We start from the raw sequence: 22,444 nt of genomic DNA, 5'->3' as shown, positions 1-22,444 counted from the left end.
GGCCCATTACTTAACCTTTTTTATATTGAACGTCAACGACTGGTAGTTCCAACCGATAGGTTACTGGAAAGTAACTTTCGGGCTGACTGATAATCTCTAGTTCACCCTCGAAGTAGTTCATAATCTCCTTAACTTCATACCCGCCAATACCTGTGTTGCCCGTGGCACCAACGGTAGCTCCTTTACGAGTAAGTTGAGCTATGTCGAAATTTACCGGAAATGGGCGCCCGTTATTGGCAATGGTGATGTCAAGCGCAAACGAATTCATATTCTCGTCAACAAATAACTCTTCGACGGTAACACTAATCTTATTGTGTTCTGCTGGCATTTCATGGAAGCCATGCCGCTGGGCATTGGCTATAATATGGTTAAACAGCAGCTTGAGCAGATATTTATTAGCCAATACAGAGACTGAATCTATGCGTTGAGCAACTCTCGGCTTATCGCCAAGAAAATTGTACAATGGCAAAAATTTCTCATGCAGCGTAATGGCAAACGGTGGTAAACTGGCACGCGTGAGTGCTATTTCCTCACGTAGGAAGGCCAGTATATCCACAACTTGGCGCGGAAACTCCTCTAACACTAGTACGGCTTCATTACGATTGAGCGTTTGGAACATGAACTCCAAGTCTCTTTTTATGGCCGTGAGTGTATCCTGCACGGTTGAGTCTTCGCCTGGAAAGAGAGGGGAATGTGGAGCTAGCACTTGATTATGAGAAGCGGCACGCTGAATCGCGGCCTCAAGCAGGTCTACATTGGATATCAGATTTAACTGTGGCCGCCCTAAAGCGGGTTTCAAAGCAGCAAGTTGTGCATATGCTTCAGCTTTGAGCGTGCGCTCGGTCTGGGCCGCGTTAGACTCTACTTGCTTAGTTTTCGTCGCCTGCTAACTGGCTAGCCTAACTAAATTATGCTGCTCGACTATGCTTGGCAGATTGATAATCAACTGTAATAAGTCCGCTTTACGCACGGTAGGCATGGCCATACCTCTATTCATACTGCGAAACTGCTCCTGCACAAAATCAGAATTCAACTCGGCTATGAGATAGTCGAGAACCACCTTATCCTGGTTCAGTTGTAACGGCAGGATGCTACTGGGCGAGAAGAATACTTCGTCTCCAGCCTGGTGCGTATACCAGGTAGGCTTGGGTCGGCCACCCTGGAGCGCGACTAGCAGCGCATCCTGCTTCAGCGATACTAGCGAACGACCACTAAATTGGTCAACAGGTAATTCACTGCTTGCTAGCGTAAAATTCAGATTATCTGACTTCATGTCCCGGATACGCAGCAGTCGACCTTCCACTGGCCGCTCGTGGCGCAGACGAATAGGCTCGACTATTTCTTCGAAGCGGACTTGGTTTTGGACCGGTTCAGCAGGCAGTAGGTAGCGGCGATAACTTAAATCGTAGTCGTGCCGGCTGAAATCAGATGGAGCGATAAAATGAGCACCAGTTGCACCAGTTGGTTGCGCTAAAGCAGTTAACAAGGCGGACGTATCCAAAATAGCCTGTTTGCCTTTGCGATGAACATATGACTCCGCATCGAGCATCAAAACTGGCGCACCGTAAGAGCGTGCTTTGTTGAGCATCAGTAAGGCTAGCCGCACATTGGTGTATGGTAATAATAAACCAGCTGGAAAATCTACAACTGCTTCTAACACACCAGATGTCACCAGCTCTTCGCGAAGAAGGCGGTAAGATTTGCCTTGCTGAAATAGGAAACCAAGTGCAACGGGAATGACAGCCTGACTCTGTGGCTGCATATGACGCAGAATGGCATGAACGAATGCAGCGTCGACCGGCATGCTGGAAGGCAGGCCATCCAACAGTTGATTAACACGATTAGAGCCACCAAATACGGGGTGAGTAGCCAGAATCAGGTCAGCCGCGGGCAACTGTGGCCATTGTTCAACTGCTGTACCTGGCAACAAATGGGCAGAAGAGCGCTGATGTGCCACTAAGCGTAGAGAAGCTAGCTTGCGCACCTCATCGCTCTGCTCCTGCCCTAAATAGATAACTGCTGGGTCTAAAAAAGAGATAAGCGCAGCAGTACCAGCCTGTGGGTTGTACACACACATGCCAGGTTTTGCCTTGTAGATAGAAGCAATTAATTCCGTAAGCTCAGCTGGTGTCGAAAATTCGCCCGAGCCATGGTTGTAACGGGGAAGTTGGTCGAAGGCAAAATCAATAACGTCTTCGAATTCTACTTGCGTGAGAGTAGGCAGATTAAATAATTCAATTTCATGCACTAGACGCTGTCGCATACTAGGACTTAAACGAAGCATGTAATCTCCTAACCAAGCCAATGCCGAATCTGCAGCGTTTCTTTCTCTCTGATAGCTATTGTTACTAAGGGCAGAAGTATAAAAAGCTTGGCTGGAATAGGCATCCACTCCGAGGATGGTGGATAGTCGGCCTAGGATGAGAAACGCTGGAACAATACTATAGGAAGATGTGTGGCCTTCTTCTCGGACAATAGAAAACAACTTAATTATTTGCTTTTGCAGATTAAGCGAAGGGGCCGACGGACGTTTCATAATGTAGGGACAAGCCGACCTCCTTTGAGTCGACAGTGCAAAGCAAAGGTGGGGGTGTGCAGCCAATCTGCACAGTGTGTAATTTTCAGAAAAATTTTATGCCATCTACCAAAAATGCCTTGCTGCGCTACGCAGCCATAGATGCCTGCTTGCAACGGACAACTCAGACATGGAGCTTTGAGCGCCTGCGGCAGCAAGTAGCGGCAACCCTGGCTGAACATGTAGATAGCGCAGGTAGCGTAAGCATACGGACACTACGGGATGACTTGAAAAATATGCGGCCGGGTGGGGCAACGGGATATGATGCGCCTATCTTATTCGAATCGGAGCGCGGGTATTACTATAGTGAGGTTAATTACTCAATCTTCAATAGTCCCATAACAATAAATGATTTACCCGCTTTGCAACAGGCATTTGGTGTGCTGCAGCAATTAGTAGGCCTGGGACTATCACACGAACTAGGAGGAATAGTAGAGCGGCTAGAATTGAGGCTAAGTGGCCAAATGCAAGACGCACAAGGTATTATTTGCCAATTTGAGCAGCCTACTAGTTACCAGGGGCAAGGTTGGCTAGAGCCGCTGTATATAGCTGTGCAGCAAAAGCAAGCACAGCGCCTACTATACCAGCCGTTTGGAACTTCGCAGCCAGTAGAATTGCTAGTGCACCCTTATTTGCTGAAACAGTATAATGGGCGGTGGTTTTTAATTGCGCAACGAGACAAGTGGGAAGAAGCTTTGTCAATATTTGCGTTAGACCGTATTCAGCATATAGCAAAGGCTGATTTGTCATTCATTCAGCACGAGGGAGAGGTAAGCCAGTTCTTTACTAACCTAATAGGAGTTTCTATTCTGCCTCAGGCAGAATTAGCAGAAATAAGGCTGCGATTTGCAGCAAAGCGTTTACCCTATGTGCTGACTAAACCGCTACATACGTCACAACGAGTAGATAATGTAACCGGTGAAGTAACACTACACCTAGTACCAACGCGTGAGTTGGTGAGTTTGCTACTGAGCTACGGCGGGGATGTAGAAGTAGTAGCACCACTGGTATTGCGTGACAATATCAAACAAGAGGCAACCCGGATGCTTCATTATTACCTGTAAGTCGTTGGCTACGCCCAATGAGTCGCAGAGGCCGGTCAGAAACAGGCCATAGTTAGCCCACGCCACCCGATTTCAGCCAGCGGGTTTTAAAGTCAGAGTACAGCACGGTGCACAATAAACCCCTAATAAATAAGCCTGTTTGCTTAAAAAAAGCCAGTCAGCAGGTAGTAGCACGAAAGTAGTCGCAGTGCGAATAGCTGATAATTAGCTTTCTAAATGCAGCGAATGGCTGGGCCAGCTGCCGACTGGTTTATTGCAGTGAGCCGAACATGCAGCTTCTCCCCTTCTCTTGTAGCAAAGCTGCTAGTATAGCGATTGGCCAAGTTGGCCAAGTTGGCCAGGTTGGCCAATCGCTATAGGCTTTCACTTGTAATCTGGGCCGCGTATGCCAACCAGTTAAAGTATTTTGTCAAGTTTCTACCGGCAAAAACTTGACAAAATGCTTACATATTAATATTCTACCAGTACACAGACCAAATGGTAGACGTCATCTTCTATTTCGCCAAGCAATTGTTCGAGCCCAACCGCCGGTATTAGAAAAAGAGGCGCACGACTACTTTAATCGGCTGGCTCCCATCAATCTGCTAGTCAAGCAACAAGCTGCTGGCCTTTGTTTTAGCCAAAAAAGGGGGCCACTTGCGTGGCCCCAGGAAGTCCTACTTCCGGAATAATCTAGTGTCAGACCACTGCAAAAATAACGGAACGCGGGTGAAATTTGGCTCTGGTTCTTCGCGCAGTTCTTAGGTGCGAGTAGGTAGTAGGAACCTAGTTTTCTTTGCCTCTCCTGCCTGAAGGCAGCAAACTGCTATCTCACCTAATAGCAGCTAGTTACTTTTTAGGCCAACCACTTAACTAAAAGCGTATTTGGCTACGGTGCTTGCTGATACGCGCAGCCTCTTGCTGATAGCATAATTCGATAACCCACGTTTTTTCAGTTCGCGTATCTGCTCGATGACCGCAGCGCTCTTGGTGGGCGGCCCTATCAGCACACCTTCTGCCCTACGTCGGGCCATGCCCGCCTTAGTGCGCTCGCTCAGCCGTATGCGCTCCTGCTTAGCCAGCGTGGCTAAGAGGGAGATAATCGCCTCCTGAAATAGGCCGACCGAATCGAGGTATTGCTCCGTGAGGGACTTATAGCCCACGCCCCAGCCTTGCAGTTGATTCAAGTATTGCAGCGTGGGCAAAGCTCCTTCCCGGCTGAAACGGTCTAGGCTCCAAAAGAGCACCAAGTCAAAGCGCCGTTGATGGGCATCGGCAAAAAGCGCTTGAAACTCGGAGCGCTTCCCCGTGCCGCCCGACTCGTGCTCCACGTACTCCTTGTAGACGGTATAGCCGTGGGCCTGCGCAAAACGCCGCAGTTCGGGCAGCTGGTTTTCGGTGCTCTGACCTTTATCCTTGGTCGAGACACGGGCGTAGAGGGCGACGGTTGTCATGCCCGGAAGGTACTCCAATAAGGGTCAGTTGAAAACACCATAAAAAAGTGCCTTTACGTGCTGGAAACGCCCTTGTCAAAACCATCCAATAAGGGCTCTTAGTCAGAAAAGCTTTTTCTATTGTGGAATAAGACCGAAGACCGTGGCAGGTTCAGCAGGTCAGTACTAAAAACCAGGCGTATTAGCGATGCCGCTTGCGCTGGCGCAAATAGGCCAGTAGCTCGGCGGGGCGGTCGGTTTGGATGAGGGTAGCACCGTGGGCCAGCAGCCAGCCCCAGCCGTCGGCGGGCTGGGCTTCTTCGAGGCTGCGCTCGTCGTCGTGGCCGGCGTCTAGGCTGGCCCAGAGGCTGTTGTACCAGATTTTGGAGCCAGTACTGGGGATGGTTTGGTAGGCCGAGCGCAGCAACGCGCTGTCGGTGGCAAACACCAGCTCGTAGGCCACGGGCTTGAGCTTGGTTTCGTACTCTTGCAGCATGGCGGCGGCCGTGGGCTTGCGCAAATCCACAATGGGCATGTAGAGTAATTGGCTGGTGAGCAGCGCCCCGTGCTCGGCCTTTACTTTTTCGTAGGGCTCGGAGGACTTAATGACGGCGTGGTCCACGGTGCCAGTTTTCACCAGCATGTCGTAGGCTTCCTGGAAGTAGTCGTAGCCCTTGTCGATGTTGACCATCACGCGGCCCTTAGCCGTCAGCATGCACTGTTCGAAGCTTGGGATGCGCTGCCGGGTAGGACCACCGTGCTGGTTTTTGAGGGTAAATTGCTGGAGCTCGGCCCAGGTGTAGTCGGCGGGGCGGCCCTTGCCGCTGGTGGTGCGGTCGAGCAGGCCGTCGTGCATGAGGATGAGCACGCCGTCCTTGGATTTCTTGAGGTCGATTTCGACCATATCCACGCCCATCCTGATGGCCGACTCGATGCCGCGCAGGGAGTTTTCGGGCTCGCTGCGCCAGTCGGCGCGGTGCGCCACTACTAGTACTTGGTTGCTTTTCGTGTCTTTGAGCGTGCGGATGATGGCCTGCACCGGCTGCTGGGCCAGCGCCGGGCCACCTAGGAGCAGGCTCGCGACGAGGGATAGAAAGAACTGTTTCATGGGTGGAGTGGTACTAAAACAGCCTAGGCAGGACCTAGGCTGTTTTATGTAAATGCATAATAAAAAATGAGTTAGTAGCCCGGATTCTGGTACATGCCCGTGGGGTTCAGCTTGGCCTCGTTGAAGGGGACGGGGTAGTAATAATCCTTCAAGCCGAAGTTGGTGAGCTGGGCAGAGCCAAAGTTGGTCTGGCTTTTCGTCTGGAAATAGCTGACCAATTCCTGGGCCGTGAAGGCGCGCTGGAGGTCAAACCAGCGCTGGTTTTCGAAGGCTAGCTCTACCCGGCGCTCGTGCAGGATGGCGAGCTTGAGGGTGGGGTACTTGGCGCTGTAGCTGGCAGTGGCGCTGGCCACGGCGTAGCGCGGCAGGCCGGCGCGTTCGCGCACCTGGTCGAGCTGGCTGGTGGCAGTGGCCGCGTCACCTAGGTAAAGATTGGTTTCGGCCAGTAGCAGCAGCACGTCAGCGAAGCGCAGGAGCAGCCAGTCGTTGCCGCCGTAGCCGGTGGTGCCGGCGGCGGCGCTCGCGTCGCGGTATTTGGTGATGAAATAGTCTTTCACCACGGCCGCGTTGGCGTACTTGATGGAGAAGTCCTTGCGCACGTCGCCCGTTTCGTAATCGAGCACGAGGTCGGGCGTCACGTTGCCGCCAACCCCCGTGTTGGGGCGCAGCGAGTTGATGGTTTCGCCCTGGGCTTGGTAGTTGGCGGCGATGCGCGACGAATAGTTGATGTCGCCCTGGCGGTACACGATGCGGAAAATGGCCTCGGGATTGGCCGCTTTCTTGGTCACGTCGAACACGTCGGCGTACGGGATTTCCCGCAGCAACCCAAACGTGCGCTTGCTGTAGGCGGCCGTGAGGTAGGTCTTGGCCTGGGTCAGGTTGGCGGTGCGGGTGGCCGGGTCAAGGGTGGTGGCCATCGTCAGGTACACCTTACCCAGCAGGGCGTTAGCCGCGATTTTGGACACCCGTCCGGTGTTGGCGGCCGACTGCGCGTCGGGTAGTGGGCTGGCGATAACGTCGGTGAGGTCGGCCACAATCTGGGCGTACACCTTCTCCTTTTTCTCGCGGAAGGTGTTGGCCGTCACGGCGTTGGGCGTGGTGAGCGGCACCGTTACCAGCGGCACGTCGCCCCACTCGCGCACCAGGTTGAAGTAGGTCAGCGCCCGCAGAAACTTGGCTTCAGCCTGGTACTGGGTTTTGGTGCTGGCCTGGGCGAAGGTCACCGCTTCGGAGCCTGCCAGCACGTAGTTGGCCCGCGTAATAATCTGGTAGAGCGCCGTCCAGTGGTTTTGCAGGTAGGAGTTGCTAGGCAGCAGCGAAAAGGCGTTGAACTGGAACGGCTCGCCGGCGTTCGACTGGTTGTCGTTGGTGCCGGTATTGTCCGAGCGCTGCTCGCCATAGAGGTCGCCGCCCTCAGCCAGGCCGTTGTTGTCACGCAGGGCGGCATACACGCCGTTGAGGGCCAGCAGCACGTCGTTTTCCGACCGGTAGTAGTTATCGGCGGCTACGGCATTGGGGTTGTTTTCGACCAGAAAATCCTTCTTGCACGAGGTCAGCAGCAGGCCGCTCAACAGGCTCAGGCTCAGTAGTGAGGCCGGCCGGCCTAGGGTCCCCAAACGGGGTAAATGGTTAGTTAGGTAGCGCATAATCAAGTAGTAATAGAAGTGCGGCGAGATTAGAAGGACAGGCGCACGCCCACGTTGTAGCCCCGCGCCAGCGGGTACTTGCCGTAGTCCACGCCGGGGGTTAGGTTGGCGCCGTTGTTGTAGTCCACCTCGGGGTTGTAGCCCTTGTATTTGCTGAGGGTGAACACGTTATTGGCGTTGAGGTACACGCGCAGGCCACTCACGTGCACCTTGCTGAGCAGGGTGGCGGGCAGGTTGTAGCCCAGCGTGAGGTTGGTGCAGCGTAAAAACGAGCCGCTCTGCAAGTAGAAGGTCGAGAGGCGGGTGCTGTTGCTCTGGGTGCCACCGCGCGCGGCCCGGTACACCGTGCCGTCGCCGGGCTCGGCCTCGGAGCGGTAGCGGTTGGCCACGTTGGCGTACTGGTTGCCCGAGCCCTCCATGTTGTAGACGTAGTAGTCCTGCCCGTCGAGCACCTGGTTGCCGTACACGCCGTTGAAGCCGGCGTTGAAATCCAGAGCTTTGTAGTTGGCCGTGAGCGAGAAGCCGTAGTTGAACTTGGGGTAAGGCGAGCCGATAACCTGCTTGTCGGCGTCGTTGATCACGCCGTCGTTGTTCACGTCCTCAAAAATCAAATCGCCGGGGCGCAGCGGGTTGGTCGAGGCCGTGGAGCGGGCCGGGCCGCGGCGCACGTAGCCGGTCGGAAACGACTGGGTAGCCGCGTTGTACACCGCGTTGTCGGCGGCGATGTTGTCCACGTCGGACTGCCGTACCATGCCCGCCACCCGGTAGCCGTAGAACATGCCCACCGGCTGACCTTCCTGCGTGATGTGGGTGATGTAGGAGCGCTCGGCGCCCGCCGAAGTGATGGTGTTGGCGCCGCCCATGTCCTGCACCAAGTTGCGGTTGAAGGAAATATTGCCGCTCAGGTTCAGGTTGAAATCAGCCGTCTGAATGGCCTTGCCATCGAGCTGAAATTCCAGACCCTGGTTGCGAATGCGCGAGTCGCGTAGGTTGGTGAGGATGCTGGTGGTGCCCGAAATAGCCGAAATCGGCTGGTTGAAGAGCAGGTTGTAAGAGTTGCTGAGGTAGACGTTAGAAATCAGCAGCAGACGGTTGTTAAACAAGCCTACGTCGAGCCCTAGGTTGAACTGCGAAGTCGATTCCCACCCGAGGCGCTGGTCCTTGAGCGCTCCGGCGTAGTAGGCCGTCTGGATGGTACCCGTGCCGAATACCGCGCCGGTGGGGCTGGCCATCGTCTGCTGGTAGCCATAGAGCGGGATGTTGTAGTTACCGGTCAGGCCCCAGCTGCCGCGCAGGCGCAGCGTCGAGGATTCGCCCAGCATATCGCGGTAGAACGACTCATTGGAAATCGTCCAGCCCGCCGACAGCGAGGGGAAGCTGCCGTAGCGGTTTTCGGGCCCAAAGCGCGATGAGCCATCGGTACGGAACGCGGCGGTCACGAAGTAGCGCTCATCGTAGCTGTACTGCACCCGCGCCAGGTACGAGAGCAGGGTTTCGGCCTGCTTGCCGGTGCCCGTGAAGCCCACGCTGCTGGTGGTAGCACTCTGGAAAAAGTTGGTCGGGTCGGCGCCCTTAGCCGTGATTTCCTGCACCGCATCGTTCTGAAAACCCTGGGCCGACACGCTGATTTGGTCGAGGGTCGTGCGCTGGGCGGTGTAGCCCGCCAGGGCGTTCAGGCTGTGCTTGCCAAGCTGCTTGGTGTAGGTCGCCGTGAACTCGCCGAGGATGTTCTGGGTGTTGAGCGTCAAGGCCGTAGCCGTGGCCGCCGCAATGGCCTGCGGCGAGTAGGGCGCGTTGTTGCCGCTGCTCAAGCTGGTAGGCAGGTAGTACTCGTATTTCTCGTTGTAGGTCTGCAAGCCCACGTTGGCCTTGGCGATTAGGCCGGGCAGGATTTCGTAGCTAGCGGTACCGTTGTAGGTGCCGCGCAGGCCCTTACGGGTGATGTTGGTTTCCTGGGCCAGCGCCACCGGGTTCTCGACGGTCTGGTAGCCGTAGGCCGACTGCTGGGCCGCCACCTCGTTCTTGGCCAGGTTGCCGTTGTCGTCGTAAGCCCGGAACGTGGGTGGATAAATCAGCGCGCCCAGGATGGGCCCCTGGTTGAAGCGGCCCTCCTGCACCTCGCGGTTGGTGTTGGAGGTCACAAACAGGTTGGCGCTCACCCGGAACTTCTTGCTGAGCTCGGCGTCGAGGTTAGCCCGGAAGTTTATCCGCTCCTGCTTGGTGGCCACGATGATGCCCTCCTGCATCTGGTAGTCGCCGCTGAGCAGGTAGCGCAGCCCGGCGTTGCCGCCCGAAAAAGTCAGATTGTGGCGGTTGAAGGGCGCGCTGCGGTACAGCTCGTCCTGCCAGTCGGTGTTGTACTTGGGCGTAATGAGCGACTGGGTGCCGAAGTTATAGATGTCGGTCGGGATGCTGACCGAGTTGGCGTTGCCCACCCGCGCGATGCGCGTGGCGTTGTCGTCCGAAAACATGGCATCGGTCCAGGTCCGGCCGCTGTTCTGCACGAGGTCGCGATACGTGTTGTTGCGCCCGTCGATGAGCAGTTGCGCAAAGCCATTGGCATCGAGCAACTTCACCTTCTTAGCCAGCTGGTTGATGCCAAACTGGTACTCGTAGTCGAGCCGGCCCTTGCCTTCCTTGCCGCGCTTGGTGGTGATGAGCACCACCCCGCCCGAAGCCCGCGAGCCGTAGATGGCCGCTGAAGCCGCATCCTTCAGCACGTCAACGCTCTCAATATCATTGGGATTGATAAACACGTCGTTGGCGGCTGGAAAACCGTCGATAACGTAGAGCGGGTCCGAGCTGGCGTTGATGGAGCCCACGCCCCGCACCCGGATTTTGGTGCTCACGTAGGGCGCGCCACTCACCTGGGTGGCTTGCACGCCGGCCAGCTTGCCCACCAGGGCCTGCCCCAGGGTGGGCGCCGCCAGGTTTAGCTCGCGGGCCTTCACGTCGGCCACGGCGCCGGTCAGGTCGCTTTTGCGGGCCGTTTGGTAGCCCACGGCCACCACTTCGTTTAGCTCGTTGGCGCTGCCCTTCAGCTGCACATTAACCGTAGTTTGCGAACTAATAACTACCTCCTGGCTTACGAAGCCAATGGCCGAAAACACCAGCGTAGCGCCGGGGTTCACCTCGATGCTGAACCGGCCGGTGCCATCGGCCGCGGTGCCGTTGGAGGTTTGCTTTTCAATTACGTTGGCGCCCGGCACCGGCTGGTTCTGGTCGTCGGTGATGGTACCCGTGATGCGCACGGCCAGCGGCGCCAGCCGGGTGGGCGCGGGCCGGCCGGCGTAGGCCTGGTGCGCGGCCGGCAGGCTGCCCGCCAGCAGTAGTCCCGCCAGCCACCGGCGCAGGGTAGTAGAGTAATGCGTCATATCAATAACCCCGGGGTTTTGAAGGTGGAAAAGAGTAAAATGTAAAAGCCCGCCCCGCGCCCCGGCCTACCAGGCCAGGCGCACGGCGTGCACGTTGTCGCGGCGCGACGAGGTGACGGCCAGACCTTTGCTTAGGTCGCCCAGCAGCGTAAAGCCCTCCAGCTCGTCGGCCTTGTCCACGTCGATGACCTGGCGCACAACCTCGTGGCCCGCGGCCAGCGACTGGTTTAAATCGAGGATAGAGAAGCGCCAGCGGCGGCCCTGCGCCCGGTTTTGGATGAGCACCAGCGCGCCCTTGCTGGGCACCCACAGCAGGTTTTGCACCCAGGGCGAGCACGTGAATTTTTTGACTAGCACGCCCGGCTCGCTGGTCTTGTGGGCCTTCGCCAGGCGCGCCGGGTCGTAGAGCCGCACCTCGTTGCCCTGGGGGCCGTAGTCGGCGGTGGCCACATACTCCTTGCCCTGGTACTGCACGTACTCGGGGCGGGTGCCCTGCACGCAGGCATCGTCCTCGATGGTGTTGAGCAGGTTTCCATCAAGCGTGCCCGTGCGCAGCAAGCCCGCCCAATCGACGGCGTAGATGATGGCCCGCCACTTGGTGCCCTCTACGTTTAGGCGAATGCTGTTGCCGATGAAGGTGGGGCTGCTGCCGTTCCAGGCCACGCCGGTGGGGTGGTTGATGATATCCTGGCCCTTTTCGGTGAGCTTCACCTCCTGCCCTAGGTAGGTCAGCGAGTCGGCCCCGGCCTGGTACGCCCGGATGACGCCCACCTCGCGGTCGCCATAGAGGTAGAGCCGCCCTTGCTGGTAGCTGGCGCCCTGGCAGGCCCCTAGGGCGCTGGCCGTGGTAGTAGCCGTAATGGCCAGCTCGACCGAACTAGGAAACGTAAATGCGCTGACCAACCCGGCACCTAGGAGTAGTAATTTATTCATACTCAGCCCCTCCCCTTGACTAGCCGTTCGCCCACGCTGCCGCGTGGCGAGAAGCGGCCAGTTGCTACTTCAGCCGCCCGTTTAGGCGGCTTTTTCTGGGTGCAAAGGACGTTTTCGAGAATTACTAGCACTTTACATCAGTGTTGCCGGGCCGTTATGTTTACGCTGGCAGGGCCAAAAGCCCGGACGGCAGCGGGGCCGCGCCGTAGGAAGTGGTTGCTCCTATGCGAGCCGGCCCCTAGCTCGCCGCATTTCAACCTCCCTTTATTCTGCATGCCCTCGCGCTTACTCCTCCTCTGCTGCTACCTGCTGCTGGCCCGCCCCAGCCTAGGGCAGGCGCCTGCCCTCCGCCCAACGGCGGCCCGCGCCGATTCGATTATCGTGGCCAAAACCTTCCCGCTGCTCGCGCTTTTCGAAGCCCAGCCCGCGCTGCGACAAGTGCTGCGAGCGTCGGCCGAACTGCAACGCGTGGCGCAGCGGCAGACCCGGCGCAGCGCGCCGCTGCTGGCCCAGCCCGTGGCTGCGCTGCCGCGCTACGTCGATTCGCTGGCGTGGCAGCCGCGGGAAATCCGCCAGATAGGCCAGCTTTTGCAGCAAGCCTACGCCCGCAATGCCGCCTTCCGGGCGGGGGTAGGGCCCTTGCTCACGCGCACCGGCCGCTACCCCCGCTACGCCAACCAGCCCGACACCACCGCGCTGCGCCTGGTCTGGCAAGATGCGGCCCTAGGCATCAACCGCATCCTGCAAGTGTACCTGGCCAATGCCAAGCCGCGCTACCCCGCCATTGATTCCACGGGCTTCCGGCGGGGCGATGCCGAGCTGGCTCGGCAGCTGCGCCAGCAGCTACCCGCGGCCGCTAAATCCAGTCAGCCCACGGTATTCTACGCCTTACCCCTGCAAGTGGCCCTAGGTGCCCTGCGCCTCAACGGCCGCGACGAGGCCGCTCGCTACGAGCCCTTGACGGGCGGCCTCAACGCCGCTCCCACGGCCGCCGTGGCCCGCACCGACTGGGCGCGCTACCCCTACACCGTGCTACTGGTGCCGGGCAGCGGCCCCGAGCAGCCTGGCGTGGCCCTCGACTCGGCGGGGGCCCGGCGCTGCCAGCTGGCGGCGGCGCGCTACCGGGCGGGGCAGGCGCCGTTCATTGTGGTGTCGGGCGGGCACGTGCATCCGTTTCGCACGCCGGTTTGCGAAGCGGTCGAGATGAGAAAGTACCTCGTGGAGCACCTAGGGGTACCGGCGGCGGCGGTGTTCATCGAGCCCCACGCCCGTCACACCACCACCAACCTACGCAACACCGCCCGGCTGCTCGACGCCACTAAGTTTCCAGCGGGCCGGCCGCTGCTCATCGTCACCGACGCGGCGCAGAGCCGCTACATCCTGGGCATGGCAGAGCGCTGCCGCCGCGAGCTGGGCTACGTGCCGTACCGCGATCTCACGCGCATTTCGGACACGGAAAACAGCTGCTACCTGGTGGCCGAAGCCGGGCAGCCCGACCCATTTGACCCGCTCGACCCGTAGGGAATATGCGACGTTGTAGCCATGTATAAGAATCGTAAAATCAGCAACTGTCCTGCTTCGCTGCGCTCATCAGGGCGGACGCAATTTTTAGCGTCAAAATCACTTTTTACACAAGTACTTCTTATACAATACGCGTGATTTTCAGCATAAAAAGATACCTAGGTTACTTCCTGTCAGCCCTGTTCGCGTTACCCGCGCTGGCCCAAACGCCAGTAGAGCAAGTCAACGTGTTCCTAGGTTCCTCGGGCGACCACGGCCAGCTGTCACCCGCAGCATCTTACCCTTTCAGTATGCTGAGCTTGGGGCCGCAGACCTATCCTAATCTTCACACCGGCTACGAGCACTTGGCGCGCACCTTCCTAGGGTTCACGCACACGCGCTTTGAGGGGGTAGGCTGCCAGGGCGCGGGCGGCAATTTACTGGTAAAGCCCTTCCTGGGCGTCGACCCGGCCCAAACCACGCTGCTCAAAAAGACCGAGCACGCCACGCCAGGCTACTACGGCGTCACGTTTGGCAACGGCATCGAGGCCGAGCTCACGGTGGCGCAACGCTTTGGGTTGCACCGCTACCACTTTCCGACCGGCGCAGCACGGGGACTGGCCATTGATATCAGCTATTCCTTCGCCAATGGGTTTAAGCGCGAGGAGCACACCACAGTTGGCGGTGCGCTCAGCGGCTGGCTCGAAGCAGGCACCACGTGCAGCGTAGGCACTTACCGGCTCTATTATTACCTCGAAACCAGCCAGCCGGTGCAGTGGGAGCCCGCAGGAACACATAAGCTGGTAGCCCGCTTACCTGCCTCAGGAGCGTCGGATGTGGAAGTGCGCGTGGCTTTTTCGTCAGTAAGCTTAGCCGATGCGCAGGCCACCTTAAAGCAGCAAGCTGCCGCCGACTTTGCGGCCGTGCGGCAGGCGAGCGCGCAGACATGGGGCGCGCTGCTCAACCGCGTGCAGGTGCAGGGCGAGCCCGACCGCGAGCGCCTCTTTTACTCGCTGCTGTATCGCACTTTGCAGTCGCCCTATGTGATATCGGAGCCTGACGGGCGCTACCAAGCCACCAACGGCTCATTGCAACACTCCACGCGGCCCGTCTACAACGGCTGGGCGGTATGGGACAACTACCACACGCAGTTGCCGCTACTGTCGCTAGCTTATCCTACCGAGTTTCAGGACATCGCTACCTCACTTGCCAACCTATATCGCTTCGGCAAAAAAGACTACGCTACCCAGCACGAGCCCTCGCCCACGGTGCGCACTGAGCACACTAGCGTGGTGCTGCTCGATGCCGTCCGCAAAGGTTATGCCGTAGACTTCGGCGGCATCCGCGACTCGCTCATAAGCCAGGCACGGCGCCTCGACTATTCGCACCCCGATAAAGCTCTCGAATCGTCGTACGACGCCTGGGCGCTCGGTAAAATCCTAGGTATCCTGAAAGAGCCCAAGGAGGCGGCGTTCTGGCATACTAAAGCACTGGATTACAAGCGCTATTGGCAAAAGGATTTCCAGGATATGACCAAGTCCGATGTGGACCGGCTACCTACGCGCGGTCTCTACCAGGGCACTATTTGGCAATACCGCTGGAATGTACCCTTCGACGTGCACGGCCTGCAGGAATTAATGGGTGGCGAGGTCACCTTCCGCCAGCAGCTCGATACGTTCTTCGGGGGTGACTATTACAACCACGCCAACGAAACCGACTTGCAGGCTCCTACCCTCTACAATGCCACGCAGCAGCCCTGGCAAGCGCAGGCTCTGGTGCATCACTTAGCCGTCGACACGATGGTGCAGCACTACTTCAACGACAACAGCCGCGGCATCGACCCCTACGTGGGCCGCATCTATCGAAACCAGCCCCAAGCCTACTTACGCACCATGGACGACGACGCGGGCGCTATGTCGGCTTGGTTTGTGCTCGCATCCTGCGGCTTGCTGCCAGCCTGCGTGGGCGAGCCAGTATATTACCTCCATCTGCCCTTATTTAGGCAGATCAGGGTGCAAACGACTGGTCGCAAACCGTTGGTCATTCAGGTAGACAACTACGCGCCCACCCACGCCTATATTCAAGCAGTCCGTTTGAACGGACGGGCCCTAACCCGCAACTGGCTCACGCATCAGGAGTTAGTGGCTGGCGGGACTTTAGTGTTCGTATCTTCTGACGTACCTAGTAAGACTTGGGGAACGCAGCATCTTTGGGTTTCTGGCCAATGAAATAAGAATAAGAGAATTAGTACGAAGTGACTTAAACGCCTAGCATTGTGGTGACAGTACCGGCACTTTTGAAAGCCGGTGACTATAAGAAAGCAGGGTTTGATATTCTGCTTTTAATATACTAACTATTAATAGTAATTAATCCAGTAAAGGCCTCACTGCTGTAATACTTGCGAAAAGGGGCAGTTAGACGTCTAGCTGGAGATAAGGCTGGCGCGTTGGCAAAGCAGTTATTGCTTGTACCAAGGCCGCTATTTCGGCTGCGAAAGGAAACACCCGATCTGGTTCTTCGACCAGCACCAGTGGTGCAAAGACTGGGCGTGGGGTAGGTGGGTTCGGATAGTGTGGGTCGCCGCTGGGGTAATGCGGATACAGGCGGTCTAGCTCGCCGCTCACCATCGCTAGGTCGATATCGCCCGCGACATAAAACTTATAGAGCCGCACTACCTCAGGACTGGGTCCGCCCTCATCGGCACTGCTGGCGCCTAAGGCCCACGCCACCGATTCCCATCGCTGCGCAGGCGTTTGCTCTGTTTCGCTAAATTGAGGCGCCTGATACTGGCTCATGAACTATATACCAACTGATTAGAAGTAATCTGGGAGGAGAACTGGATACACACCAGCTGTTCGGCCTATGGATGATTTATACACCCAACGCGGCGCTTTCCGCGAAGTATCAGACTAACTGGACGCTATGGCTAAAGGTCAGCAAAAAACTCTGCTAAGCTTATTTGGTGGATGTCGAGCAAACGCAATAAGCTATTCAAGGTCAAATTACTCCCCTGCTCGTGACGGCCATATCCGACGCGGGGTAACTCGTGGTCAAAAGCAAAAGCTTCGTAAGAAGAATAGCCTTTCGCTACTCGTAGCTGCTTCAGTTTCTGGGCAATCTGTTTTAGCCGGGGATCTGGCCGGGTGACTTCTTCCGTCATGATAGACGAAAGGTGAGCAATAAGGTTATTAAATGTAACCTATTGTACTAAACTCTATTTATTAAACATATTATAGTATGTTTACTGCCTCTATTCTTAGCTGAGCCTTTTTATGTTTAGTTATGATGCGAGCCGTGACTTCTAACTACTCACCCTTACCCTATGTCTGAATTGGCTTCTCCCTCCCCAGTTACTCTTGGTGAGCGCCTTACGGCACTGCGTGCGGCGTCAGGTGCCTGGACCAGTTGGTCCCGCACTCGCGTGGCGCAGGAAGCACAGCTGCCTACTTCCGCTATCGTCCGCTTAGAACAGACTGGTAGTGGCACCGCTGCTAGTTTGGCGGCCTTGGCCCGCTTCTACCACAGTCAAGGAGTCAATCTTAACTGGCTCTTCACGGCGGATGCGAGACCAAGTTCTCCCTACAGCTTCGAAGAGCGGTGGGCTGATGAGGAAAGACGTCAAACGTTTGAAGGGCTCGTTGCGCTGCGACGCGATGCTCAAGATTCATTTATCCAAGCGCGTATCACAACGCTACTTGTACAACTCTTGCCCCGTCCTGCCCGTGAGCATCGTAGCGCAGCAGACCTCCAGCAGTATCAGCACTACCTCCCACCCGTTGTGCCCACTGTTAGTGGGTGGCGAACGCGAGCGCTCAACATTCCTCCTCATCACTATTACGTGGCTGGTAAGTCGGTACCAGAGTGTGGTAGACCTTTCGAATACCTGACGTGTGACAGCCCACCTGAAGGGATATCAAGGCATACAACGTGCTTACAGTGCGCTGAGCTAGTCACACAGCGCTAGCGTGTCTACCACACTTATGTCGACTCCGCTTTAGAAGCGACACTAGCTCTTATTAAAAAGAGCAGCGATTAGCCGTGGTTTTTTCTGGGCAGTTGAAGCGGGCACCACATGCAAGCAGATAGCTGGCAAATCGCTCTGGACTAAGAAGAAAACCAGTCGATTTTTCCGCAAACTGGAAAGGTCACAGAGACCATGCCAGTTGCTTGGTTAGGCTTCTCTATTCATCTAGTCTATCTCAAAACGAAAGGCTTGCAAGGGATTGTGTGTCAGTTAATTATTTGTATATCAGGCGTTTAGGAACCATAGTCATTAATTATGGTTACTAAACTATAAAATACTGACTTTCAATTGCTTATGGTTAGGTTGATTTACCAGGTCGATATCTAGTTTAGTGGTATATACAGAGCTCATAGATCGGCCTATTTAGTGTATTTCGTTGCTGAAAGTAGCTTAATTAAATTCGCTACTTTTACCCTTGTATTACCCGTCTTTCACAGTCCTTGAATGTTCCTTTAACGACTGTGAAATGGGTCTGAGAACTCGCTGGCTCACCTGCAACCCGATGTAATATGCAAGTATGAAAACGCATTCGTTTGGCGCGCGGTCTAGCCGGTGGGTCGTGCTGCTCGGCTTTTGCAGCACGGCCCTACTCAGCCACGCGCAAACCAAGTCACTCCCGCAGGCAGGCCTTATCATCGACCCGGTCTTGCCTGCTTCATTTACGCTGAGCCGCCGGACGGACTATGTCTTGTTGCCCGATAGCTTACGGCGCAAAGGCCTCACCGGATTCGTCGCCGTGCGCGTGGCCATTACGCCAACCGGCGCGCATCACTTAGTCCGGGTCCAGAAAGTGCGCGTCACCGAGCCGGGACAAGCGACGCTCTCTATTGACTTTGAGGAGTACCAAGAACCTACTATTCCTTACCTGATTCGCTCCTTGCCTTATTTCCCGCTCGTGGTCCAGTACGTGCAACGGGAAGTATTTTTTCGCCCGACTTACCAAGTGCCAGTTGGCCCACTCACGTTTATGGACTTCCTCGTTCGATTGAAATAGAGCGCAGGCTAGCGCGACTATGAGAAAACGAGCTACTTTCTCAGCCTTGTCCGAGAACGAATTTTATGTTTGGCAGCCACTTATTAATATCTAATTAAAAAGTGCTTGCGCTTATGATAGTTTATAATTCAATATTTACTATCGTTATAAGTCTGGTTATATAAAATAAAGGAAAGGTTACCAAGGCGGATCATCTCAATGATACGATTACGGAAATACTGAGAAAATTATTATTAATGTTTTTGATATCGAGATAATATCTAATGAACAGCAATTGATTGTCCTTTTAGTTTAAGATTACTACACATTTTGAAGTTTAAGGTATCTTTTACACCATTGCTTTTCGAAATAGAAATGAGTACATTATCAAGGCAACCCCACCCTCGGTAACTTACTCTAAAACTATCAGCTGCATTGTTTGAAGTTTGATGTTTTTTTTTGAAAGTTGGGTGATCGAAAAAATAATCAACAGTCAAAATACTACTTTTTAAGCTATCAGCAACATTTAATCCTATGTAATATGCAAATTCAGGGGTTTCTCCAGACATGTATGAAACTCCTGGATAACTAACTTTTCCTGTTGGAACCGCATATGAAAACGGCTCAATACTTGGCTTCAAAATCTTTATGCTATCCTGTAAAATTTTAGCTGATTTTTTCAGTAAAGATTCAGTAACTTTTGCTTCATCTAACCTTCTTGATTTATATTCATTGATAATAAGGATCACTGCTATTGATACAACTGTAAGTAAAGCGCCAATTGCTGTAACGATTGAGGCTGTTCTTGAATTATTCTTGTAATCAATTTCGGGTTCCATAATCTATTTCGAAGAAGTAACAGGAAGAGATAAAATATTTAATGCATCATTCCACATTTTCAGCAAACGCCCTAAAGTAAATGTAATAGCACCAGAAGAACCAAATAATCCAATAGCTTTTGCCGAGTCATGATCCTTTAATAAAAAAATAGCACAAGACAATAGAACAATTAGAGAGATTATTGTAACAATTGCATAGATAAGCCTTTCTAATTTAAATAAATTCAAAAGCTTTCCAATTGCATCTATTTTGAGGTCTAAATCGTTTTGTGGAGACATGGTTTTGATGAATTTAAATTTTATTTAGCAAATTACATAGTATAATTATAATAACTAAAACTATCACAAGTGACTAGAAATGGATCTATTAAACAGTAATTGCAAGCCAATAATGCTTTTTCTTTTAAAAGAATAGCAAACCATACAAGTTCGATGAAACCGCACATTGGTAATGATACTAAAAGATAGTTTCTACATCCTTCTGTTTTCTTTTTAAAGGCTAACGCTTGGCTCTGCAATAGCACCTATACTTTATCAAACTTGACTAATTATTAGGGTATTAAATAGAAAAGTGTACGATAATTTATTCATATTTAGCACCTAAGTAAGTCAAGTCTGCTGGAAATAGATGGTCGCCTCCATGGCGCTGCTGCAACAAAGCCTGCACCTCAGCAATCACCTCTTTTTTGACCACATTCTTACCAGGATGCACATGGTCGGTGCATTTATTTTCCTTGTGAAGCTTGAGTGTAGTGGGATCCAGACCCAGCGCTGCTACGGCATGGTGTCGCACCTGTAGACCACGGCCAGAAGTAAAGGACTCTTGCGAATAGTCACCGAGCATCTCAATTCCTAAGGCCACTTTATTGAAGCAGGGGTAATGCACCCCAGATACCGTCAAGGGGGTGAAGACCCAAATCTGGCGGTCGTCTATGAACAGATGAGGGCCAGCGCTCCAGCCGCACGTATCGCGGTAGTACTGCTGTAGGTTAAGGATGTGCTGGTGTGAAAGGCCCGTCGGACGGTTAGCCAGCGTAGGAATAGCTGTATTGTGCAGCACCATGAAAGAAGGGCGCCATGCCAGCCACTGTAACGAGTGGCAATACTTATCGAATGTATCGGGGGAGAAAGCCGCCCCGACAATACCTTTCCAAGTAGGCATCGCTTAAAGTATGAAGGGTGAAAATCAATCAGCGCAAGGCCGCATTATCGAGCTGAGATGTGAGAACGGTCATTAATTTGGCGCAGCCCTTGGCTACCCAGGAGCGACGTTTCCAGCCGTATATTTTGCGAACAGCCCAGCCCTGCAAGCCAGTACCGGGTAGCTCATTTGCTACGAGGCCAGCCACCGCATCAAGCCGCTGATACAGCCACGTGCTAAGTTGCTATTCTCGCTTAGGGAGCAGACGCGCTGCCTGCCAGTCCGGATTGCTAATGGGCCGTGTGAGCTTGCTATGGGGACGCAGCGGCAAAATCGGAAGCAAATATTCCTGGTTCTCGTTACGTCGGTACGGGTCAGCAACTACCGCTTGCAGTGCTCTTATTTCTTCGGCTGCTGCCCCTTCATGGATACGCTTATCAAGTGTCTCCTGCTCGTGGTGTAGCTGTGCTAGACTTTTCTTAATTCGGAACTCTTGGCATTGCGTATCGTTCCAGTGCCTGAATAAGGGATTCTTTTCCGAGAGCACAAACCATTGCTGAAGAAAATACTGACAGTTTCGACGCCCCAGATCATAGTCGTGTTGCCGGAACCCCTCGAATAGAAAGCCACCAAAGGCGCCTAGCGTGCCACAGGCCAAAGCGGGAGTAATAGGCCGGTCTTGGGCATCTCGACGATTAGGGGCGATGGCAAAGCGGCTGGAAACATTTAGGTCGAGTGCATTTAGCAGTTCGTCTACCTTGAAGCGCGACTGGTTGCGCAGTGCTTGGTAAAGGTGCGCTACTAAGGAGCCCAGTTTAGCTTCGATTTCCTGATACGCCCCGTCTTTATCCTCACTAGGAAAGGGGTCGACCATGAGCACGGCTTGCCGGGCATGCGTATCCCCCCGGGGTAGGCTCGTTTGGCCGGCTTCGAAGAGCGCCCGGCGGGTTAGCTCCAGCGGTTTGTTATCGGTCACGCCCCCGTCGACAAACCGATACTTCGCCATTTCACCTGCTTTCAGGGTAGGCAGGGCCGCTCGCTCGACGAAAAGGGGCCGTTGCGCGCCGGTATACCAAAGTCGTTTATCGAAGTAAGCATTGTCGAAAGTCAGCGTGCGACTGGCCAGGGCAATTGGGAAGGCACCGGTAGCCAAAGCTGCTTCGCGTAGAATAGCCCAGCCTGGGTAGGTCGCATCGTTAGCGGGCAACTCGCATAGCTCGGGGGAAGGCGGGGCCCCTGTTATTGCCCGCGGACGTAGCCGAAAATGAATCCGGTCGGCGTGGTCAGTAAAGCGCTGAGAAGAGGCACCAATCTGCGGTACGGAATAAGTAAGCCCATTCAGATTGGTGAGCGTCAAGTAAAAATTGAACTCCTGCCCAACGCCCAGCCACCTAGGCCAGCGGGGAGTTTCTGGTAGCTTGATGGCGTCTCGAGCAATGCGGTCTAAGGTGTCACAGTTCAGGATGCTAGATAAATTCAGCAACCGCTGCGTTGGCATTAGGTCGCTGGCATCCAGTAGCTGCTCTATATCTATTTTTTTAACCCAGGCATCATAGAAGGTCTTAGCATCCCCTTTGAGAGCCGCTAGGGCCGTGAGCGCGGCGCACATCCCGCCCGCCGAAGCGCCCGCCATGGTCTTTAGCCGAACGGACCAGGGACACCCCGTACCGCCTTCTTTGAGAGTTGCCCAGGGGCTTTCATTCCACTCGTCAAGGGCTTCGAACAGGAAGTTGATAACCCCAGCTGTGTACGCGCCGGCCGACACGGCCCCAGCCATCACCAGCCCAATGTCGAATCCGACTTCAGATGCTAGGGGAGAAGGGGTGGGCGTAGTGAGTATAGGAGCAGGTTCCAT

At 54.8% G+C, this 22,444-nt stretch carries 16 protein-coding genes; 4 read left to right on the top strand and 12 right to left on the bottom strand.

Annotated elements, in window-relative coordinates; genetic code table 11:
* Window positions 1-10 precede the first annotated feature (10 nt).
* Entirely contained in the window at window positions 11-799 is a 789-nt protein-coding gene (locus tag ACFSDX_RS18855) for an ATP-binding protein (RefSeq protein ID WP_382316375.1), read from the bottom strand.
* Window positions 800-886: 87 nt separating this feature from the next.
* A complete protein-coding gene (locus tag ACFSDX_RS18850; protein WP_382316373.1) occupies window positions 887-2,536 on the bottom strand; it encodes an N-6 DNA methylase in 1,650 nt (549 codons plus the stop codon).
* A gap of 98 nt (window positions 2,537-2,634) precedes the next feature.
* On the opposite strand from ACFSDX_RS18850, the gene ACFSDX_RS18845 reads away from it, so the two are divergent.
* Window positions 2,635-3,639, top strand: coding sequence for a helix-turn-helix transcriptional regulator (locus tag ACFSDX_RS18845; protein ID WP_382316371.1), 1,005 nt, complete (start codon window positions 2,635-2,637; stop codon window positions 3,637-3,639).
* Between the two features lie 848 nt (window positions 3,640-4,487).
* Here the strand turns inward: ACFSDX_RS18845 and ACFSDX_RS18840 are convergent.
* The 5 genes from ACFSDX_RS18840 to ACFSDX_RS18820 form a co-directional block, all read right to left on the bottom strand.
* Window positions 4,488-5,072 carry a recombinase family protein gene (locus ACFSDX_RS18840; RefSeq protein ID WP_382316369.1) on the bottom strand — a complete coding sequence of 195 codons (585 nt, stop codon included), beginning with the start codon at window positions 5,070-5,072 and terminating at the stop codon, window positions 4,488-4,490.
* A 181-nt stretch (window positions 5,073-5,253) separates the two neighbouring features.
* Window positions 5,254-6,159 (bottom strand): glycerophosphodiester phosphodiesterase family protein, encoded by a 906-nt coding sequence (locus ACFSDX_RS18835; RefSeq protein WP_382316367.1) that lies wholly within the window; start codon window positions 6,157-6,159, stop codon window positions 5,254-5,256.
* 71 nt (window positions 6,160-6,230) lie between these two features.
* Window positions 6,231-7,805, bottom strand: a complete 1,575-nt coding sequence (locus tag ACFSDX_RS18830) for a RagB/SusD family nutrient uptake outer membrane protein (RefSeq protein WP_382316365.1) — start codon at window positions 7,803-7,805, stop codon at window positions 6,231-6,233.
* 29 nt (window positions 7,806-7,834) lie between these two features.
* A complete protein-coding gene (locus ACFSDX_RS18825) occupies window positions 7,835-11,179 on the bottom strand; it encodes a SusC/RagA family TonB-linked outer membrane protein (RefSeq protein ID WP_382316362.1) in 3,345 nt (1,114 codons plus the stop codon).
* 66 nt (window positions 11,180-11,245) lie between these two features.
* Entirely contained in the window at window positions 11,246-12,112 is an 867-nt protein-coding gene (locus tag ACFSDX_RS18820; RefSeq protein WP_382316359.1) for a hypothetical protein, read from the bottom strand.
* Between the two features lie 273 nt (window positions 12,113-12,385).
* Between ACFSDX_RS18820 and ACFSDX_RS18815 the strand changes: the two genes are divergently transcribed.
* Window positions 12,386-13,633: a YdcF family protein gene (locus tag ACFSDX_RS18815; RefSeq protein WP_382316357.1), complete on the top strand. Its 1,248-nt coding sequence runs from the start codon at window positions 12,386-12,388 to the stop codon at window positions 13,631-13,633.
* Between the two features lie 134 nt (window positions 13,634-13,767).
* On the top strand, window positions 13,768-15,840 hold the full coding sequence (locus tag ACFSDX_RS18810; protein WP_382316355.1) for a glycoside hydrolase domain-containing protein: 2,073 nt from the start codon (window positions 13,768-13,770) through the stop codon (window positions 15,838-15,840).
* A gap of 698 nt (window positions 15,841-16,538) precedes the next feature.
* Here the strand turns inward: ACFSDX_RS18810 and ACFSDX_RS18805 are convergent.
* Entirely contained in the window at window positions 16,539-16,772 is a 234-nt protein-coding gene (locus ACFSDX_RS18805; RefSeq protein ID WP_382316354.1) for an XRE family transcriptional regulator, read from the bottom strand.
* A 1,381-nt stretch (window positions 16,773-18,153) separates the two neighbouring features.
* On the opposite strand from ACFSDX_RS18805, the gene ACFSDX_RS18800 reads away from it, so the two are divergent.
* Window positions 18,154-18,630, top strand: coding sequence for an energy transducer TonB (locus ACFSDX_RS18800; protein WP_382316352.1), 477 nt, complete (start codon window positions 18,154-18,156; stop codon window positions 18,628-18,630).
* 260 nt (window positions 18,631-18,890) lie between these two features.
* On the opposite strand, the gene ACFSDX_RS18795 is transcribed toward ACFSDX_RS18800, so the two are convergent.
* The 4 genes from ACFSDX_RS18795 to ACFSDX_RS18780 all read right to left on the bottom strand — a co-directional run bounded on the left by ACFSDX_RS18795 (window position 18,891) and on the right by ACFSDX_RS18780 (window position 22,444).
* Window positions 18,891-19,448, bottom strand: coding sequence for a pYEATS domain-containing protein (locus ACFSDX_RS18795; protein ID WP_382316350.1), 558 nt, complete (start codon window positions 19,446-19,448; stop codon window positions 18,891-18,893).
* A 3-nt stretch (window positions 19,449-19,451) separates the two neighbouring features.
* Window positions 19,452-19,727, bottom strand: coding sequence for a hypothetical protein (locus ACFSDX_RS18790; protein ID WP_382316348.1), 276 nt, complete (start codon window positions 19,725-19,727; stop codon window positions 19,452-19,454).
* A gap of 304 nt (window positions 19,728-20,031) precedes the next feature.
* On the bottom strand, window positions 20,032-20,610 hold the full coding sequence (locus ACFSDX_RS18785) for a hypothetical protein (protein ID WP_382316347.1): 579 nt from the start codon (window positions 20,608-20,610) through the stop codon (window positions 20,032-20,034).
* Between the two features lie 223 nt (window positions 20,611-20,833).
* Entirely contained in the window at window positions 20,834-22,444 is a 1,611-nt protein-coding gene (locus ACFSDX_RS18780; protein WP_382316345.1) for a patatin-like phospholipase family protein, read from the bottom strand.

Origin of the sequence: Hymenobacter bucti (assembly GCF_042681145.1) — a bacterium.
GTDB lineage: Bacteria > Bacteroidota > Bacteroidia > Cytophagales > Hymenobacteraceae > Hymenobacter > Hymenobacter bucti.
This window is presented reverse-complemented; position numbering and strand designations above follow the sequence as displayed.

Coding starts and splice junctions, on each gene's coding strand:
- ACFSDX_RS18850 (WP_382316373.1), bottom strand. CDS start 2,536: ATGAAACGTCCGTCGGCCCCTTCGCTTAATCTGCAAAAGCAAATAATT.
- ACFSDX_RS18845 (WP_382316371.1), top strand. CDS start 2,635: ATGCCATCTACCAAAAATGCCTTGCTGCGCTACGCAGCCATAGATGCC.
- ACFSDX_RS18840 (WP_382316369.1), bottom strand. CDS start 5,072: ATGACAACCGTCGCCCTCTACGCCCGTGTCTCGACCAAGGATAAAGGT.
- ACFSDX_RS18835 (WP_382316367.1), bottom strand. CDS start 6,159: ATGAAACAGTTCTTTCTATCCCTCGTCGCGAGCCTGCTCCTAGGTGGC.
- ACFSDX_RS18830 (WP_382316365.1), bottom strand. CDS start 7,805: ATGCGCTACCTAACTAACCATTTACCCCGTTTGGGGACCCTAGGCCGG.
- ACFSDX_RS18825 (WP_382316362.1), bottom strand. CDS start 11,179: ATGACGCATTACTCTACTACCCTGCGCCGGTGGCTGGCGGGACTACTG.
- ACFSDX_RS18820 (WP_382316359.1), bottom strand. CDS start 12,112: ATGAATAAATTACTACTCCTAGGTGCCGGGTTGGTCAGCGCATTTACG.
- ACFSDX_RS18815 (WP_382316357.1), top strand. CDS start 12,386: ATGCCCTCGCGCTTACTCCTCCTCTGCTGCTACCTGCTGCTGGCCCGC.
- ACFSDX_RS18805 (WP_382316354.1), bottom strand. CDS start 16,772: ATGACGGAAGAAGTCACCCGGCCAGATCCCCGGCTAAAACAGATTGCC.
- ACFSDX_RS18800 (WP_382316352.1), top strand. CDS start 18,154: ATGAAAACGCATTCGTTTGGCGCGCGGTCTAGCCGGTGGGTCGTGCTG.
- ACFSDX_RS18795 (WP_382316350.1), bottom strand. CDS start 19,448: ATGGAACCCGAAATTGATTACAAGAATAATTCAAGAACAGCCTCAATC.
- ACFSDX_RS18790 (WP_382316348.1), bottom strand. CDS start 19,727: ATGTCTCCACAAAACGATTTAGACCTCAAAATAGATGCAATTGGAAAG.
- ACFSDX_RS18785 (WP_382316347.1), bottom strand. CDS start 20,610: ATGCCTACTTGGAAAGGTATTGTCGGGGCGGCTTTCTCCCCCGATACA.
- ACFSDX_RS18780 (WP_382316345.1), bottom strand. CDS start 22,444: ATGGAACCTGCTCCTATACTCACTACGCCCACCCCTTCTCCCCTAGCA.